The following is a 15,990-nucleotide window of genomic DNA, read 5'->3' on the forward strand; positions in this document are numbered from 1 at the left end:
AAATTGAACTGAACCCGAGGAAGCCGGCAAAGTCTAGAAGCCGCGGGAACACGTCCCGGTCGCGGTGGGAGGCGAACCGCGACACCTTGCTGCCGGACTATGAGCGTCGCTTGTGGCCGCAGCGCATCGACAAGCAGCGCCTGGCCGCTGAGCCCGTCGATCGCGAAGCCTGGATGACGCTTTTCAGCCTGGCCGTGTTCAGGCGCGTGGGCCGCGCGAACGACGCACAGCATCGCGGCTTCCTCGACTTCCTCGAACGCAAGGGTTGGTGGTACACGATCAGCCAGCTGGACCCGCAGGAAGCGGTCGAAGACTGGATGAACATCCTGCGCGACTACGCCGAGTCGAGCCAGGTCTCGGCCGAGTTCGAACAATGGATGGACGGGTTTCCGCGCCTCTATCGCATGGCGCGCTGGTTCGATAACTACGTCGAGCTTTTCCAGAGTGCGCAACTTCGCGATACGCAGACGCTGCGGCATCTGCTGACGCCCGCATCCGACTCCTCGCTCAGCGGTTCGGACCTGGAAGCGCCGACGCTTCACCGGACCTTGCACCTCGGCCACAACCTGGTGATCCGCGAACTGCTGCGCACCGGCGTGCTGAATTCGGAAGCCACGCATCAGATGGCGTTCATGCCAGTGCGGGGCGTGCGCGAGCTGGTGTCCGGCATGGGTTACGAGGCCGTGGAAACGAGCGAGGACATTCACGCGTTGCTGCTGGAAGAACTTGGCGACGTGCAACGGGCAAGCTTTGCCGGCGACTTCGACATACCGCTGCTCCTACTCGCGAACAATCCGGACCGCCAGCGCGAAGTGATCCAATGGAACAACGAGGATCGCGACGATTACGGCGCATTCGAAGCCGAAAAGGAAATACTATGAACCAACCCGCCGACACGAATGGCGAGCGCGCGCGCATGGCCGCGGGCATGACGGTGATGCATCGGGGCTTCGGCCAGGGAAGCGTGCTTCTGGTCGATGGTGCGACCTCGATCGTGCGGTTCGCGCATGGCATCGAACAAGTGCTGAGCGCGGAACTGACCGAACTCGCATCGGTTTCCGATGCCGTGCCTGAAGTGACGCTGGCCTCATCGCTCGAAGTGGGGCTCAAGGCTCAGGCCGCCGCGATCGCCTCCGTCAACGATGCATGGGGCGTGTTCACGCGCTCGCGCATCTCCTTGCTGCCCCACCAGCTCTGGGTGTGTCATCGTGCCCTGCGCGAGTGGCCGATCCGCCTTCTTATCGCCGATGACGTGGGCATGGGTAAGACCATCGAGGCCGGCCTCGTGCTGTGGCCGCTGCTCGCCAGCCGCAAGGTACAGCGGGTGCTCATCCTGGCGCCGGCGAAGCTCGTCGAACAATGGCAGCAGCGCCTGAAGAGCATGTTCGACATCCGCGCGGCCATCTATCACCCCGAGGTCGACACGCAGCGCGCCGACTTCTGGGGCATCCATCAGATCGTGGTTGCATCGCTGCCGACCTTGCGTGCCGACAACAAGGGCCGTCACGAGCGTTTGCTCGATGCGCCCGCCTGGGACATGGTGATCGTGGACGAGGCGCATCATCTGAATGTCGATGACAGCGCCAAACGAACGCTGGGCTTCGATCTCCTCGACAAACTTCAACTGGCCGGAAAGGTCGATTCGTGCGTGCTGTTCAGCGGCACGCCGCACCGCGGCAAGAGCTATGGCTTCTGGTCGCTGATGAGTCTGGTCGACCGCGATGTGTTCGGCCCGAAACGCGACGAAGCCGCGATGCTCGCCGCGCTGCCGCGCTATCTGATCCGCAATGCAAAGCAGAAAGCCACGGACATGCACGGCGAGCGACTTTTCAAGCCGGTGGAGCAGCATCCGGAGACGTTCCGCTACACGCCCGCGGAAGAAGTGTTCTACAAGCTGATGTCCAGGTTCATCATGGAAGGGCGCGCCTATGCCTCGTCGCTGAACCGGACCGAAGGTGGGCAGGTGATGCTCGTGCTCATCGCGCTGCAAAAGCTGGCATCCAGTTCCATTGCCGCGGTGCTGGCGGCGCTGGATACGCGGCGCAAAAGGCTCAGACAGGAAGCGATCCGCTCGCGCAGCGAACTCGATCTGGAGTCCGAGACGGACGACGACGATACCCGTAAGGCGCTCGACGTCTGGATGCGCGACGACCGCCGCGCCCGTCTTCAGTTGATGGAAGACGAGGGCCGTTATCTCGACGACCTGATCGAAGCCGGCCAGCAGGTGACGGAAGAAACGCGTGTGCGCAAGGTGATCGAAGTCATCAGGGAGCGCTTTGCTGGCGAGCCCGTGCTGCTGTTCACGGAGTACAAGCAGACCCAGTCGCTGATCGTATCGGCGTTGATGGCCGGGTTCGGGCAAGGCAGCGTCGGCTTCCTCAATGGCGATGACCGCCTCGACAGCGTGCTGCTGCCGGACGGTCGCAGGACGTCGCTGCCGAGCCGCCGGGACGACACGTGCGATGCCTTCAACGCAGGCCGCATCCGCTTTCTCGTGTCCACGGAAGCCGGCGGCGAGGGCATCGATCTGCAACACCGTTGCAGCGCGCTGATTCACGTCGACTTGCCATGGAACCCGATGCGCCTGCATCAGCGCGTCGGGCGGCTGAACCGCTACGGGCAGACGCGCACGGTGTCGGTGGTGTCGCTGCGCAATCCCGACACGGTCGAATCCATGAACTGGGAGAAACTCGAGAGCAAGCTCGCGAGCATCATGCGCGCCGTCGGCTCCGCCATGGACGAGCCGGAGGATCTGCTTCAGCTGGTTCTCGGCATGAGCGGCGAGCGTCTTTTCGAACAACTCTTTGCCGGCGCGTCGGACCTGCCGCGCGAACGGCTCGATACCTGGTTCGACGAAGTGACGGGAACGCTCGGCGGCGTGTCGGCCATTCAGACGGTGCGCGACCTCGTGGGCCGTGCGGCGGGATTCGATCTGTCGGCGCTGAAAGAGGTTCCTCCGGTCGATCTTCCCGACCTGCTTCCGTTCGTACAAGGTTCGCTGGTGCATAACCGGCGGCGTCCGAAAGTGGAAGACCTCTCGCTGTCCTTCAAGACGCCCGAGGAGTGGGTGACGAGTCACGCCATCCGCCGTCACTACGACAACCTGTTGTTCGATCGCAAGGCGCCTGCCAATACCGGAGATCTGATGGGCGTGGGTCACCCGCTGATGGAAAAGGTGCTGCAGGCCGCCTCTCGTCTGCACGGCGTGATCTGCATGGCCGAAGCGCTGGAGACGCCATTGCGCGTGATCGCCGTATCGAGCAAGGTCACGGGCAGGGCGGGGCTGTCGGGGCGGCTCGTTTTCGGCGTCGCGGGCGCGCCGGGAAATTTCAGGCTGTGCAAGGACTGGGAAGTGTTGCGCATGCTGAACGCGTGCGCATTGAAGCCGGAGCCGGCGGTTGGGCCGAATGGCTGGGCCGAAGCGGCGCGCGGTTGGGGCTCGCAGGCGTCGGCAGCCATGCCGTCACTGTTCGCGAGCCAGGAACTGCTATTCGATTCCTTGCATATCGAAGAAATCGCCATGTTCTGGACGAGCTTGTGATGCACGCCTAGCCTGCGCGCAGCGCACGTTTTCGCACTGCTTGCTGCTGAGTCAGCATCGGCGGCAAAGTCTCGCTTGTCGCACCTTGATAAACATGGCGTGTTGATCTGGGTCATGGCCAAGGTCATCGAAGGTCCTCGTATTAATAATGTCCCTGCTGCCACTGCAGCACCGGATGCGTCGCGCCAGCGGGCATCGCCCAGACGCCTCCCGCCGGAATGTTCCAGTCGAGGAAGTTCGACGCGTTGCTCATCTGCGTCGTGGTAAGGCCGTTGCTGTCGGGCGGCGCGGTGCCGTTGCCGATGGTGAAGGCGCTCGTTTGCGTCGTCACCGTCCTGTCCCAGTAGACGTTGTTATGGATCGCGCCGTAGTTATAAAACGCGACGCCGCCGTGAAACGAGCCTGGCTCGCCGGGGCCGCTGACCAGGTTGGCCGCGAACGACTGGTCGATGATGCCGGTTGCCGTGTTGTCATCGGCGAGCCCCGCGTCCTGCGCATAACCCGTCGAATACGACTGCGTGAGGAGCCCCGCATTGGTCCCGACGATGCCGCCGGTGCCGCCGTGCGAGCCGCGGCCGACCGAACCCGTGACGAACGACTGCGCGATGGTCCCATAATTGTCGCCCACGAGCCCGCCCGCATCCCCTTGCGTGCGCACCGCTGCACTGCTGGACGATCGCTCGACGGTGCCGTAGTTGCTGCCGACGAGACCGCCGTCGGGACCACCTCCGATAATGATGAAGTCGGTGACGTTGCCGGAACTGGACGAGTAGGTGACGAGCCCGTAATTGACGCCCACGAGCAGCCCGAACGACCCGACATTCGATCCGACGCCGATGGCTGCGTTGGTGAGGTTGACGTTGCGCACCACGCCATTCTTCCCCACGACCCCAAAGAGACCCAGCGCCGCGGTGGGTCCGCCCCGGCCAATGTCGATCGGTCCGTAGGCCAAGCCGTTGATCCTCAGGTTGTCGATCGTATGGCCCATGCCGTCGAACTGGCCCGTGAACGGCGCGTCAGACAGTGCGGCGACCGGGCCTGGCAGTGACCCGATCGGATTGAAGACTGTCGTGCCGCTCGCGTCGATGTCCTTGCCGAGCGCGTAGTTGCCCGCGACATCCAGCGCGACGTTCTGCAAGTCGTTGACGTTGTTGACGAGCCTGTAGGCGGTAATCTGCGTGACGAGTCCGCTATACGGCGCCGCGGTCCAGCTAGTGTTGGCGAGCACGGTGCCCGGCGAGTAGTTCCCGGTCATATCGTAGAGCGCGCTGACGATGCCCGTGCTCTTCGACCAGTCGAAAGTCCCGCCATTCTTGATGCTTCCGCCGTTGTCGACGCCGCCGCTGTCCGCGCGCAGCGTGAGGTTGCCGCTTCCGGCATTGGCGATCGTCGTGTTCGCAGCGATCGTCACGTTGTGAGCCGCGCCGAGCGTTAGCGCCGCCGCGCCGTGCCATTGCACGTTGCCGTTGACGGCCAGATCGCCCACCGACGCCTCGACATCCACGGAAGTGCCAGCATTCAGGCTGCGCGAGACCGCGCCCGCATTGCTTCCGTCAAGGGTGAAGGTGGGCGCGCCGAGTTTCCACGTTCCGGCCAACACCGTCGCGCCGCCGACGTCCAGCGTGGTGCCGCGCGTCTCCACCGTGCCGCCGCTGCGGTTTGCGTTGCTCGCGGACACGTTGCCGTTCGCGTGCACGCCGCCCGAATCCGCGACGAGCCATACGTGACCATCGCGCGTGGCCGTGCCGGTCGCGCGGATCGCGGCGCTGTGACCCGCGAGCGCATAGACGTTGCCATCGGCCGCTTGCAGGTTGATCTGCGCGGCGCGGATCGCGCCCGCGTTCAGCGCCGTGCCGCCGCTGCCCGTCTGCACGAACACCTGCTGGCTGCCCGATGCATCCTGCAACAGCACCTGGCTGCCTGCCGCGAGTTCGGCAGTGCCCTGCGCCGCATCGATGCTGCCGAGGTTCGCCGCGAGCGTGCGCGAGACAAGGAAGACATCGCCGCCGCTCGACCCGATGCGACCCAGATTCACGACGACGCCGTTCCCGCCGCCCGAAAGCGTGAGTGCGCCGCCCTGCATGAACGCATTGTTATCGACGTCGAGCGCCGAGGCGACGAAGCGCCCGCCCGTCGCGATCACGCCCGTCGGCCCAACGAGCACGCCCTGCGGGTTGATCAGATAGACGCTGCCGCTCGCGTTGAGCGCGCCGAGAATCACCGACGGATCGCCGCCCGTGACGCGGTTGAGCGTCGCGCCGCTGCCGTTATTGAACATGACGGCGCGGCCATTGCCGATCGAGAAACTGGACCAGTCGATCACGCCGCGTGAGGTGGACTGGTTGATCGTCAGTGACTGCCCGCCGCCGCTGATCGAGCCGCTGCCCGCGACGAACTGTCCACCCTTCGGCAAGGGCGGAGCCGCGTGCGCCTCGATGTTGGATGGCTCCGAACAAGCCGTGGCGAAGAGCAGCGCCACCGTCAGTGGGCGAACCCGCAAACGGCGCGCGCGGATCCTGGGATGATGAGAAAGGTGGGAGTTTCGGGCGGGACGCACCGACAATACAAAACTTGAATCGAGCTGCATATGCCCTCCAGACGGAATCAGACATGCGATCGTCGTCCGGCTGCTGGTGAAGCTCACCGCTGAATTTTCAAGGGCGTGAACATCGACGTGCTAGCAGGCGTGCAGATAGTATCAACCCGGAAGCCGGCCAGCGGGGACTTGTACGTTTGTTCAGTGCGCAAGGCGGTCCGGGGCGGTGTACGCAGGCGTGGTCGCAAGGGGGCTTTCATGCTGTGAAGTTCGGCATTGTCGGCGACGCTCATGCCGTTAGCCATGTTGAAGAACGGATTCCTTCGCGCGAGAGGACCGGGCGGGGCGCTCGAAACTGCGATCTTCGGCAGCCGGCCACTTTCGCTCATTCGCTCGCCGTCTAGAAAAGCGCCAGCCAAGGTGTTGACGCGCGCAAGCAAATGCGCACCGCAGTCGGACAGCGCGTTTGCTAGCCGCGTAGCGGCGCGGCCCCCGGTTTGGCATCGCGATTCTCATCGCCTCGCCGCTCGTCATCATTGCCATCGTGGTCGTCGACGAACGGCGAACCGGTGTCGCTGTCGCCCGCGCGCAGCGCGGTCCGCGCTTCTTCCGCCAATTTCTCATAGTGTTTTCGGAAACGGCTCAGATCCTTTTCCTCGAGTTCTTCAAGATCGAGCAGCGCGTTATGCGCACCTTCCATTGCGCGGATCAGCTCGTCGAGCTTGATCTGCATCGCGGCCGTGTCACGGTTCTGCGTGTTCTGGATTAGGAAGACCATCAGGAACGTGACGATCGTGGTCGACGTGTTGATCACGAGTTGCCATGTGTCGCTGTAGTGAAAGAACGGGCCGGTGATCGCCCACACGAGCACAAGGGCAACGGCCATCACAAACGTGGCGGGCCTACCGGTCATCGTGGAAAGGTAGCTCGCGAATTTCGAAAACCACTTGCTGCTCATCATAATCTCCGGTAGTCGGGCCAATGTACCGGATGATGGCATAGACGGTGGATTCGCTTCTTTCTACCGATGTGACTTGCAGGCACTAAATGACCGTTTCAAAGTGGGACGACCGTCTCTTGTGGGTCGTCTAGGAACGTTCGGTTTTCAATCATCGATCGCTGTTGTTCGGGTCCAGCCTTGTAATTTCACGATCGACCAAGATTCGCCCTGGAACGCCCGTGCGTCAGCGTTCGTCTTGCTTTGTGAGCGGTGGACGCCGCAAAGCGAAAGTGTTTCTTCACTCGTGCGGCCCGAAAAGTGTCCGGTCTGTACGTCCGGTCGGCTATCATGCCTATCCTCTTCGAAGCCGCTCCTCATGATTTCCATCCGAAATGTCACGCTGCGCCGCGGCGTCAATGTCGTGCTCGACCGCGCGTCCGTCACCTTCACACCCGGCGAAAAGATTGGCCTTGTTGGTCGCAATGGCGCGGGAAAATCGTCCTTCTTCGGCCTTCTCAACGGCACGCTGCACGAAGACGGCGGCGAGTTTTCGATTCCCGCTGCGTGGAAGATGGGCCAAGTCGCGCAGGATATGCCGGAAACAGAGCTGAGTGCGACCGACTTCGTAATCGAGGGTGACATCGGACTGCTTGCCGCGCAGGCCGAAGTTGCCGCCGCTGAGGCCAGCGAGGATGGCATGCGCATGGCGCACGCCTACATGGCCCTGCACGACGCCGGTGCACACGATGCCCCCTCGCGCGCCCAGGCGCTGATCCTGGGCCTTGGCTTCACTGTTGCGCAGCTTGGCGAGCCGGTCAATAGTTTCTCCGGCGGCTGGCGCATGCGATTGCAGTTGGCGCGCGCGCTGATGTGCCCGTCCGACTTGCTGCTGCTCGACGAGCCGACCAATCACCTTGACCTCGACGCGCTGGTCTGGCTTGAAGCATGGCTCAAACGCTATCAGGGAACCCTGGTAGTGATCAGCCACGATCGCGAATTCCTCGACGCGGTGACGCAGGTGACGGTGCACGTCGACAACGCCAAGCTCGTGCGTTACGGCGGCAACTACAGCAAGTTCGAAGACATGCGCGCTGAACAACTCCTGTTGCAGCAGGCCGCGATGGCCAGGCAAGCGGACAAGATCGCCCACCTGCAAAAATTCATCGACCGTTTCAAGGCCAAGGCTTCGAAGGCGAAGCAGGCGCAAAGCCGCGTCAAGGCGCTCGAACGCATGGAAAAGATCGCGCCAGTGCTTGCCGACGCGGAGTTCAACTTCGAGTTCAAGGAGCCGCTCAACGTCCCGAACCCGCTGTTGTCGATGCTGGATGCGAGCTTCGGCTATCCAGCGCCGGCCGACGCACCGCCGGGCACGCCGCCCACCGTCATCGTTCGGGGCATCAACCGATCTGTGCTGGCCGGTCAACGCATCGGCATCCTCGGTGCCAATGGCCAGGGCAAGTCCACGCTAGTGAAGACGGTGGCGCACGCGCTGGCGCCGATTGCCGGCGAAATCAGCGAAGGCAAAGGGTTGAACATCGGCTACTTCGCACAGCAGGAACTCGACGTGCTGCGTCCTCTCGACACGCCGATGGAACACATGATTCGGCTCGCCAAGGACACGCCGGCGCACATGCGCGCGCCCGGCCAGAGTGGTACCGAACAATTCCTTCGCACCTTTCTCGGCACCTTCAGTTTCAGCGGCGACATGGTCCATCAGGCAGTCGGCACGATGAGCGGCGGCGAAAAGGCCCGACTCGTGTTGTGCATGATCGTGTGGCAGCGTCCCAACTTGCTGCTGCTCGACGAGCCTACCAACCACCTGGACCTGGCTACCCGCGAAGCGCTAGGCATGGCACTCAACGAATTCGAAGGCACTGTGATGCTGGTCAGCCACGACCGGTCCCTGCTGCGAGCGGTATGTGATGAATTCTGGCTCGTCACCAAGGGTGGGGTGGAGCCCTTCGACGGCGATCTCGACGATTATCAGCAGTTCCTGCGCGATGAAGCTCGTCGCATGCGCGAGCAGGCTGCCGGAGCGTAGAGGCGCTTTGTTTGACGTGGTCGAGGGCCTTTACAGCCTGTCACGGTTGACGCAGCTGGCGAACGACATCGAGTGCACCCGACACCGGCGCGATGGCCAGACGCCGTAACCTGCGGGTGCTTGAGCTCATGCGGGAAGAGGCGCTTCTCGTTCGCGCTGATGGTGAACTGGATATCGGGTGCGCCAGGTTGACCGATACCGTCGCGCAAGCTCGGACGGTGAGCGACCACTGTCGCGAATATCAATGCCTTGCCTGGTTCGCGATAGTGAAACTCGAGCAGGAGACTCACGTTGACGTCGTGCGCCTGGATAGTTCGATCGTAGCGGCCGCACAAGAGATGGTCGCGACCTCAAATTCGCCGAACTCCTTGCATCTTTGTTGCGCGATTGCTGAACGAACGCCGGCAGCGTTCGCGCAGAATGAGCGAGCTCGGGCGTGATTACGTACACGTTGCCGCCTTCCGGTCTACTATCCGCTTATGCTTGGACAAACTACTTTTGAACGGCGACTGAATGCCCGACTGAGTAGCAAGCGGCTCAGGGCAAAGGAGGGAAACATGCAACGCTTGGCGCGGTGTTCATGGATTTGCACCCCAAATCAATGTTGCCTTCCGATGCGACCGTTCGTGCTTGGCCTGGCATCCGCATACGCGATCGCGGTATCCGGGGCACCGCCGCTCCCTGGCGGCGGCCAGTTCGTCGCGGGCAGCGGCGCTATAACGACCGGCAGCCAGTCCGTCACGATCAATCAGACGTCGTCGCGGGGCGTGATCGACTGGCGCAGCTTTTCGATCGGGTCGTCTCGCACGGTGACTTTCGACAACGGTAGCGGCGCGACGCTCAATCGGGTGACGGGCGGCGATCCTTCCACGATCCTGGGGCAGATGCACGCGAGCGGCAGTGTCTATCTCATCAATCCGCACGGCGTGCTAGTGGCCCCCGGTGGCGTGATCGCGACGGGCGGGCGCTTCGTTGCATCGACCCTGAATATCGATCCGAACGCCTTCATGCAGGGCGGCCCGCTCGCGTTTTCGGGCGGAGGCAACGGAGTGGTGATCAATCTCGGCAAGATCGGTTCGAGCGGCGGCGACGTGTTCCTCGTGTCGCGCAAGTCGGTGATCAACGCCGGAAGCATCGATGCGCCGAAGGGAACGGTTGAACTGGTGGCAGGCAATCAGGTGCTGCTGCAGGACGCGTCCGCTGGCCAACAGGTATTCGTGCAGGCGGGAAGCGGCGGTACGGTGATAAACGCGGGCACGATCGGGGCGGCGCAAGCCAGCTTGCAAGCCGCCGATGGCAACGTGTATGCCCTCGCGGGCAACAGCGCTGCGATCCGCGCGACCGGCACTGCAACCCGCGATGGCCACGTCTGGCTAGTTGCGGACAAGGGCGAAGTTCATGCGGACGGCACGATCATCGCGAAGGATACGGACGGCAGCGGCGGCTCCGTCGACACTCGCGCAACGACGCTCGACATCGGCAGCGCGACGGTGCTCGCGGGCCATTGGACATTGAGCGCACCGATCTTCACGATCGATGCGAACGCCGCCAATGCAATCTCGCGCAGCCTGGGCAAGGGCACATCGGTGGACGTTACGGTCACAGGCGCGAACAGCGATATCACGGTGAGCGGCAACGTCGAGTGGCAAGGCGGCGCATCGCTTGCGCTGAATTCCGCGCATAGCGTGTCGATCGCCGCTGGCTCGGCCATTCGCAACACCGGCGGCGGCAACCTCACCGTTCGCGCCGATGCAGCGGGCATCGACAATGGCGGCGGCATCGGCAATCAAGGCACGATCGACTGGTCGAGGAGCAGCGGCATCGTAAGTCTGCTCTACGACTTGAATGGCAGCTATTCGGCCGGAACGCTGCTCGCCAATCGATGCTGGCCGGGCTTGCCCTTCAGCGGCTACGTCACGCAGATCACCGCATACACGCTCGTGAACAACGCCACGGATCTGATGAACGTGTCGCGGGATCTGAAGGGCAATTACGCCCTCGGCAAGGATATCGACCTGAAGACGACGCAGAGCACCTCCTTCACTCCGATCGCACCGACCGACACGGCGCCCTTCGCCGGGCAATTCGATGGCTTCGGCCATGTCGTCAGTAACCTGAATATCCAGGTCCCCGCTCAAGCGTACGTTCCGTATGCCGGGCTGTTCGGTGTCGTTGGACAGAGCGGCGTCGTACGGAACATCGGGGTGGCGAACGCCGAGGTGGAGGGCGGGATCGGTGGCAGTTTCGGCGCGCTCGCCGGGCGAAACGATGGCGTCGTCGCCTATGCATGGTCGACCGGTGGAGTGGGGTCGGGCGCGGCGTTCGGCGGCGTCGGGGGTGGCGGTCTCGTCGGGTGGAACAAGGGCACGATAGAACGGTCGTGGAGCGGCGCATCCGTTGGCGGCAATGGTTCGTATGGCGGCCTCGTCAACCAGAACGACGGCTGGATCGTGCAGTCTTTCGCGACCGGCTCGATCAACGTTGGCGGCTCGCACGCGAGCGGCGGCGGACTGGTCGCAAGGAACACGGGGGTGATTCAACAATCCTATGGCACGGGTCCTGTCGGCTCCTTGATGGGAGACGGTGCACTTGTCGAATACAACGCCAGCACGGGCATCATCGAAGAGTCGTTTGCCGTGGGGCGGTCGAGTGAGCGACCGACGCCCGATATCAACGGCGCGATCGCCACGCTGAACTCGGGGACGATCCGCAACGACGTGTACTGGAACAAGGAAACGACGAATCAGCTGAACGCGGTGCATGTCAGCGAGGGCGGTACGGCACCGCCCGCGACAAACGGATTGACCACTGCGCAGATGAGCAATCCGGCGAGCTTCGTATCGTGGAACTTCGGGCCTTCGGGCGTCTGGGCGATGCCGGCGGGCGCGACGTATCCCGTGTTGCGATGGCAACTGACGGCGCATTGAGAACTCTTTGCGGCCCGTAACATGGCCTGATTGAGCGACCGCGCTTATTCAGGGTGCGACCTTGAGCGGGAGAAGTGCCGAGCGGGAGAAGAGGGTCGGGTACGGAAGCTCGGCGCGCGGGCGCAGCGGTGCATGGCGATTGACCTGCGATCTTCGGCGCGCGGCCAGTTGCCGTCACTCGCCTGTACCAGAAACGAGCCATTCAAATGGCTGCTCACAGAGAGAATTGGACGTCTGGGAAGCGCATTTCTTGCTCCATCGGATAGGCATATCTATGCTATCCGGCTACTCGGGGTTCGAAGCCAATCGAAAAATCGGTGCGAGGACCATGATGTCCGTCGGTGCCCAATCGGAATTGCCTTGCCGCTCCCATCGCGCGCTCTCGATCGTTGTTGAAGACGGCCGCGGTCAGGATCCGGATTGGAAACTTGCTTCGGTCCAGGACAGGCGCGATGTCGCCACCCGTCGAAGAGTCGACCTTGCGCACGATAGAGACATCCGTTCGACCGACCACTTGCAGGCTCCCCGTCACAACGCCTTCCTCAAGCGCGAACGCCTCAAAACCCGCTCTGCCGGATCAGCGCGCCGAGCACATGCGTGCCGCCCTCAATCAGCAGACTTCGACGCGCGCCATCGATCTGCAACTGCCCGCGCGTTTCCCACAGGTTGACGGGCGGCGCATCCAGCCCAACGAGCACATGGAACAGCGCCGGGTTGGGAACCAGCGTGCCACGCTCCGACGAAACCGCAAGCGGCCCTTTGTAGCGCGACGCGAGCATCGGGTGATCGAGCTGACGCACGCGCGTGGTGTCGATGGCAAGCACGCGCCCCGCGATCGGCGCGACCTGTCCGACGGGATAGAAGCGCGCCCGGTCGCCGATGGCGATGCGCTGAACCTCGTCCTGTTTGACGAACGCGTCGACCTGCCAGCTACGCGGATCGATCAGCACGCCCACCGGCACCTTCGGATTGATCCATTGCCCGGCGCGCCATTGCGGATCGACGTCGGTCCAAAGGCCCGCGAACGGCGCACGCAGGCTCAGACGCGCGATCTCCGAGTGCGCCGCGGCGTTTTCCTCGTATTGCACGCGCAGGCGCTCGCGCACTGAGGTCTGCTGATCGAGTCCGTTCGCATCGGCGATGAGACCCGCGAGCCGCCCTTCGTAGCCGCGAATGCCGGCCTCGCTGCGGCGCATTCGCGCGGCGATATCGGGTTCGTCCATTTCCATCAGCGTCGCGTCGGAACTCACCGGACCGGAAGGCAGAATCGTCTGGATGCGCGCGGGAAACGGCACGAATACGCGCAGCACGCGCTCCGCGCGCGCGACTCCGTCCGCGTGGATCTGCGTGCGCCAGGGCAGCGCGAGCAACACCAGCGCGAGCGCGACGAACAGGCCGAACACGAGCCGGCGTCCATGCGCCACTCGCCGCCGATTCGCCCACCAGTAGCCGAGCTCGCGCCATACCGGCAGCACGATGAACCAGCTTACTTCCACGACGAACAGCACGATGCCGAGCAGCTTGAAGAAGAACAGATACACCGTGACCGCGATGCCGAGAAACAGCACGAGCCGATAGAGCCAGGTCACGAACTCGAACGCGACGAGCAGGCGCCGCTGCATGACGCCGAACGGCTCGGGCCACGGATCATCCAGACCGAGAAGCGCGCGTCGCAGACTCACCCGCGCAAGTGCGGACGCGCGGAAATGCAGGTTCGGAAAGTCGAGCAGATCCGACAGGATGAAGTACCCGTCGAAGCGCATGAACGGACTCGCGTTGAGCGCAAGCGAGAGCACCCAGCTCGTCGTCGCGAGATAGAGGAACGCGTTGCGCAGCGGCCCCGGATCGCTCAACGCCCAGCACAGCGTCGAGAGGCCGGCGAGCGACAGCTCGCACAGAATGCCCGCCGACGCGATCGCGAGCCGCTGGCGCGCACGTTTGAGCTTCCAGCTTTCGCCGGTGTCGGTGTAGAGCATCGGCCACAGCACGACGAACGCCACGCCCATGTGCGCGACCTTCAACCCGAGGCGCGTGGCGACGATCGCATGCGCCATCTCGTGCAGCGTCTTGGCAACGATGAGCGCAAGCGCAAAACTCAGCATGCCTTCGACGGAGAAGGACTCGACCACGGCCTTCGTGAACACATCCCACTGCTGAAGCACGAGCACGATCCCTACAATGCTCGCGATCACGACGATGATCGGCGTAACCGGCGTGAAGAGCCAGTCGAGGCGCTTCGCGAGCCATGCGAGAAAACGCTGCGGGCGCACCAGCGGAATGCGGAAGAACAGATAGTGATGCAGCCACCAGCGCCACGTGAACCATTGCGCGCGCTGAGCGTTGCGCAGGCGCGCGAGCGTGTCGGGAGTCGGCTTCAGCAGTCCGTGCCGTTCGAGAAACGCGCGGAACGCGATCACCTGTTCGATCATGGGCCGCAGCGCGGTATCCCGCTCGATCTCGCTGCAGATCTGCGCGGGCGGCCTGTCCCAGCGCAGCAGACATTCGAACTCCAGCCAGCCGATGCGATAGAAGCGGTTGACGACGACGTCCTGGATCACCCACGCGGGTTCGCCATTCCTTCCAGGCGATGCTTCCGAGAGGCGCAGGTCTTCGCGCAAGGCGGGCGAGGGCGCGTCGGGATCGATCGTCATCACAGTCCCGTCCAGGCGCGCAGCGCGGCGAGCGGGCGGCGCAGCAGGTAGTACGCGAGGCTCACCGGCCGGCCGTACAGTTTCGCGGTGCCGTGCAGGCCGAGCCGCGCATGCTCGCGCTCGTTCGCATCGTCATCGACGCTCGCGAGCAGCCGGTACGCGACGATGTCATCCTCGGTCGCCTTCGCTTCGTAGCTCGTCTCGACGATGCGGCCGTGCAGCGGCGCGAGCGGCCACGCCGTCAGATAGAGCGTGACCTCGTCGCCGGGATCAAGCGCGATGGCGTCCGCGACGGCCAGATGGATGAGGATCGCGGGCTTGCCCGGATCGGCGAGTTGCAGGATGCGCTCGCCGGTGATGACGGGCTTGCCGATCCAGTCGTTCGGATCACTGAACACGGCCACGCCGTTTTCCGGCGCGAAGACGCGCGTGCGTTGCAACTGCGCCGTCACCGCCGCGAGTTCCGCGCGGCGCTGTTCCGCGACGCCGTTCAGCACAGTCAGCTCGTTCTTGCTCTGCGCGTTGTCGAAGGCGCGCTGGCTCGCGGCGGTCAGTTCCGCATCCGCGACGGCGACCTGTCTTTGCAGCACGTCGACACGGCTCTTCAGCGACGTCTCGTCGAGCGAGAAGAGCAGCGCGCCCGCGTCCACCCGCTGATTGGGCCGCACGGCGAGCGAAGCGATGACGCCATCGATCGGCGAGCTGATGATGCGCGCGCTGCCCGAGACGATTTCCGCAGGCGCGAGCACGGTCTGCCGCACGGGAACGAACAGCAGCAGCGCGGCGGCCGCGCACGCGACGAGCACCTGCCGGCGCGACGGCCGCCAGCCGAAGCGCAGGCTGCGGCGCGTAAGCGACCACCAGCAGTAACCCCAGGTCTTGACCGTGCCGCGCAGCACGGCGGCGAAGGCAACGGCTGGAGGATCGTCCAGCAGCACGAAGAGCAGCGCGAGCCGCTTGCCATTCGGCGCATGCACGGGCACGCACCAGACGCCCTTCGGCCACCATTCGGCCCAGCCATCGGCGATGTCGGGCGGCGGATCGACGGCGTCGCGCGCGAACCATTGCGGCTCGTCGCCGGCGAGCTGCGCCGCGATCCACGCGCTCGCGCGCCCGAGCCAGACGAGATAGGGCGAGTCCTCGGCGGGCGAGGCGAGACCGGACGCGCACACGAGCTCGCAATGCCTGCCGCGATCGGCGAACACGAGCGCCTGTCGGAACGGCTGCACCGCGTGCAGATCGTTGGCCATCGTGAACGCGAGCGCATCGATGGATTCGGCTGCCATCGCGCGCTCGCGCAGCGCGTCCAGATAGAGCAGCAGCGGCGCGGGCGGGAAGGGTTCGTTCATCGCGG

At 64.1% G+C, this 15,990-nt stretch carries 10 protein-coding genes; 5 read left to right on the forward strand and 5 right to left on the reverse strand.

All coding sequences use genetic code 11. The features are described 5' to 3' along the window. Window positions 1-86: 86 nt before the first annotated feature. Complete coding sequence (locus tag ACEN42_RS32240; RefSeq protein ID WP_371882752.1) at window positions 87-881, forward strand: hypothetical protein; 795 nt, start codon at window positions 87-89, stop codon at window positions 879-881. Then, window positions 878-3,541: a DEAD/DEAH box helicase gene (locus tag ACEN42_RS32245; protein ID WP_371882753.1), complete on the forward strand. Its 2,664-nt coding sequence runs from the start codon at window positions 878-880 to the stop codon at window positions 3,539-3,541. The genes ACEN42_RS32240 and ACEN42_RS32245 overlap by 4 nt, the downstream gene beginning before the upstream one ends. A 142-nt stretch (window positions 3,542-3,683) precedes the next feature. On the opposite strand, the gene ACEN42_RS32250 is transcribed toward ACEN42_RS32245, so the two are convergent. The 3 genes from ACEN42_RS32250 to ACEN42_RS32260 all read right to left on the reverse strand — a co-directional run bounded on the left by ACEN42_RS32250 (window position 3,684) and on the right by ACEN42_RS32260 (window position 7,038). Continuing rightward, the gene (locus ACEN42_RS32250; RefSeq protein WP_371882754.1) at window positions 3,684-6,128 is read right to left on the reverse strand and encodes a filamentous hemagglutinin N-terminal domain-containing protein; all 2,445 of its coding nucleotides are present in this window, start codon (window positions 6,126-6,128) and stop codon (window positions 3,684-3,686) included. Window positions 6,129-6,181: 53 nt separating this feature from the next. Further along, window positions 6,182-6,466, reverse strand: a complete 285-nt coding sequence (locus ACEN42_RS32255) for a hypothetical protein (RefSeq protein WP_371882755.1) — start codon at window positions 6,464-6,466, stop codon at window positions 6,182-6,184. Between the two features lie 80 nt (window positions 6,467-6,546). Continuing rightward, window positions 6,547-7,038 (reverse strand): low affinity iron permease family protein, encoded by a 492-nt coding sequence (locus ACEN42_RS32260; RefSeq protein WP_371882756.1) that lies wholly within the window; start codon window positions 7,036-7,038, stop codon window positions 6,547-6,549. A 355-nt stretch (window positions 7,039-7,393) separates the two neighbouring features. On the opposite strand from ACEN42_RS32260, the gene ACEN42_RS32265 reads away from it, so the two are divergent. From ACEN42_RS32265 to ACEN42_RS32275, 3 genes are all read left to right on the forward strand, one after another. Continuing rightward, window positions 7,394-9,058 carry an ABC-F family ATP-binding cassette domain-containing protein gene (locus tag ACEN42_RS32265; RefSeq protein ID WP_371882757.1) on the forward strand — a complete coding sequence of 555 codons (1,665 nt, stop codon included), beginning with the start codon at window positions 7,394-7,396 and terminating at the stop codon, window positions 9,056-9,058. A 92-nt stretch (window positions 9,059-9,150) separates the two neighbouring features. Next, window positions 9,151-9,498: a hypothetical protein gene (locus ACEN42_RS32270; RefSeq protein WP_371882758.1), complete on the forward strand. Its 348-nt coding sequence runs from the start codon at window positions 9,151-9,153 to the stop codon at window positions 9,496-9,498. Window positions 9,499-9,684: 186 nt separating this feature from the next. Further along, complete coding sequence (locus ACEN42_RS32275; protein ID WP_371882759.1) at window positions 9,685-11,985, forward strand: filamentous hemagglutinin N-terminal domain-containing protein; 2,301 nt, start codon at window positions 9,685-9,687, stop codon at window positions 11,983-11,985. A gap of 557 nt (window positions 11,986-12,542) precedes the next feature. On the opposite strand, the gene ACEN42_RS32280 is transcribed toward ACEN42_RS32275, so the two are convergent. Together ACEN42_RS32280 and ACEN42_RS32285 are read right to left on the reverse strand one after the other, a co-directional pair. Continuing rightward, window positions 12,543-14,636: an HlyD family efflux transporter periplasmic adaptor subunit gene (locus ACEN42_RS32280; RefSeq protein ID WP_371882760.1), complete on the reverse strand. Its 2,094-nt coding sequence runs from the start codon at window positions 14,634-14,636 to the stop codon at window positions 12,543-12,545. Then, window positions 14,636-15,985: an efflux RND transporter periplasmic adaptor subunit gene (locus ACEN42_RS32285; RefSeq protein ID WP_371882761.1), complete on the reverse strand. Its 1,350-nt coding sequence runs from the start codon at window positions 15,983-15,985 to the stop codon at window positions 14,636-14,638. The genes ACEN42_RS32280 and ACEN42_RS32285 overlap by 1 nt, the downstream gene beginning before the upstream one ends. Window positions 15,986-15,990: the final 5 nt, after the last annotated feature.

It is taken from the genome of Caballeronia sp. S22, assembly GCF_964261745.1.
Lineage (GTDB): Bacteria > Pseudomonadota > Gammaproteobacteria > Burkholderiales > Burkholderiaceae > Caballeronia > Caballeronia jiangsuensis.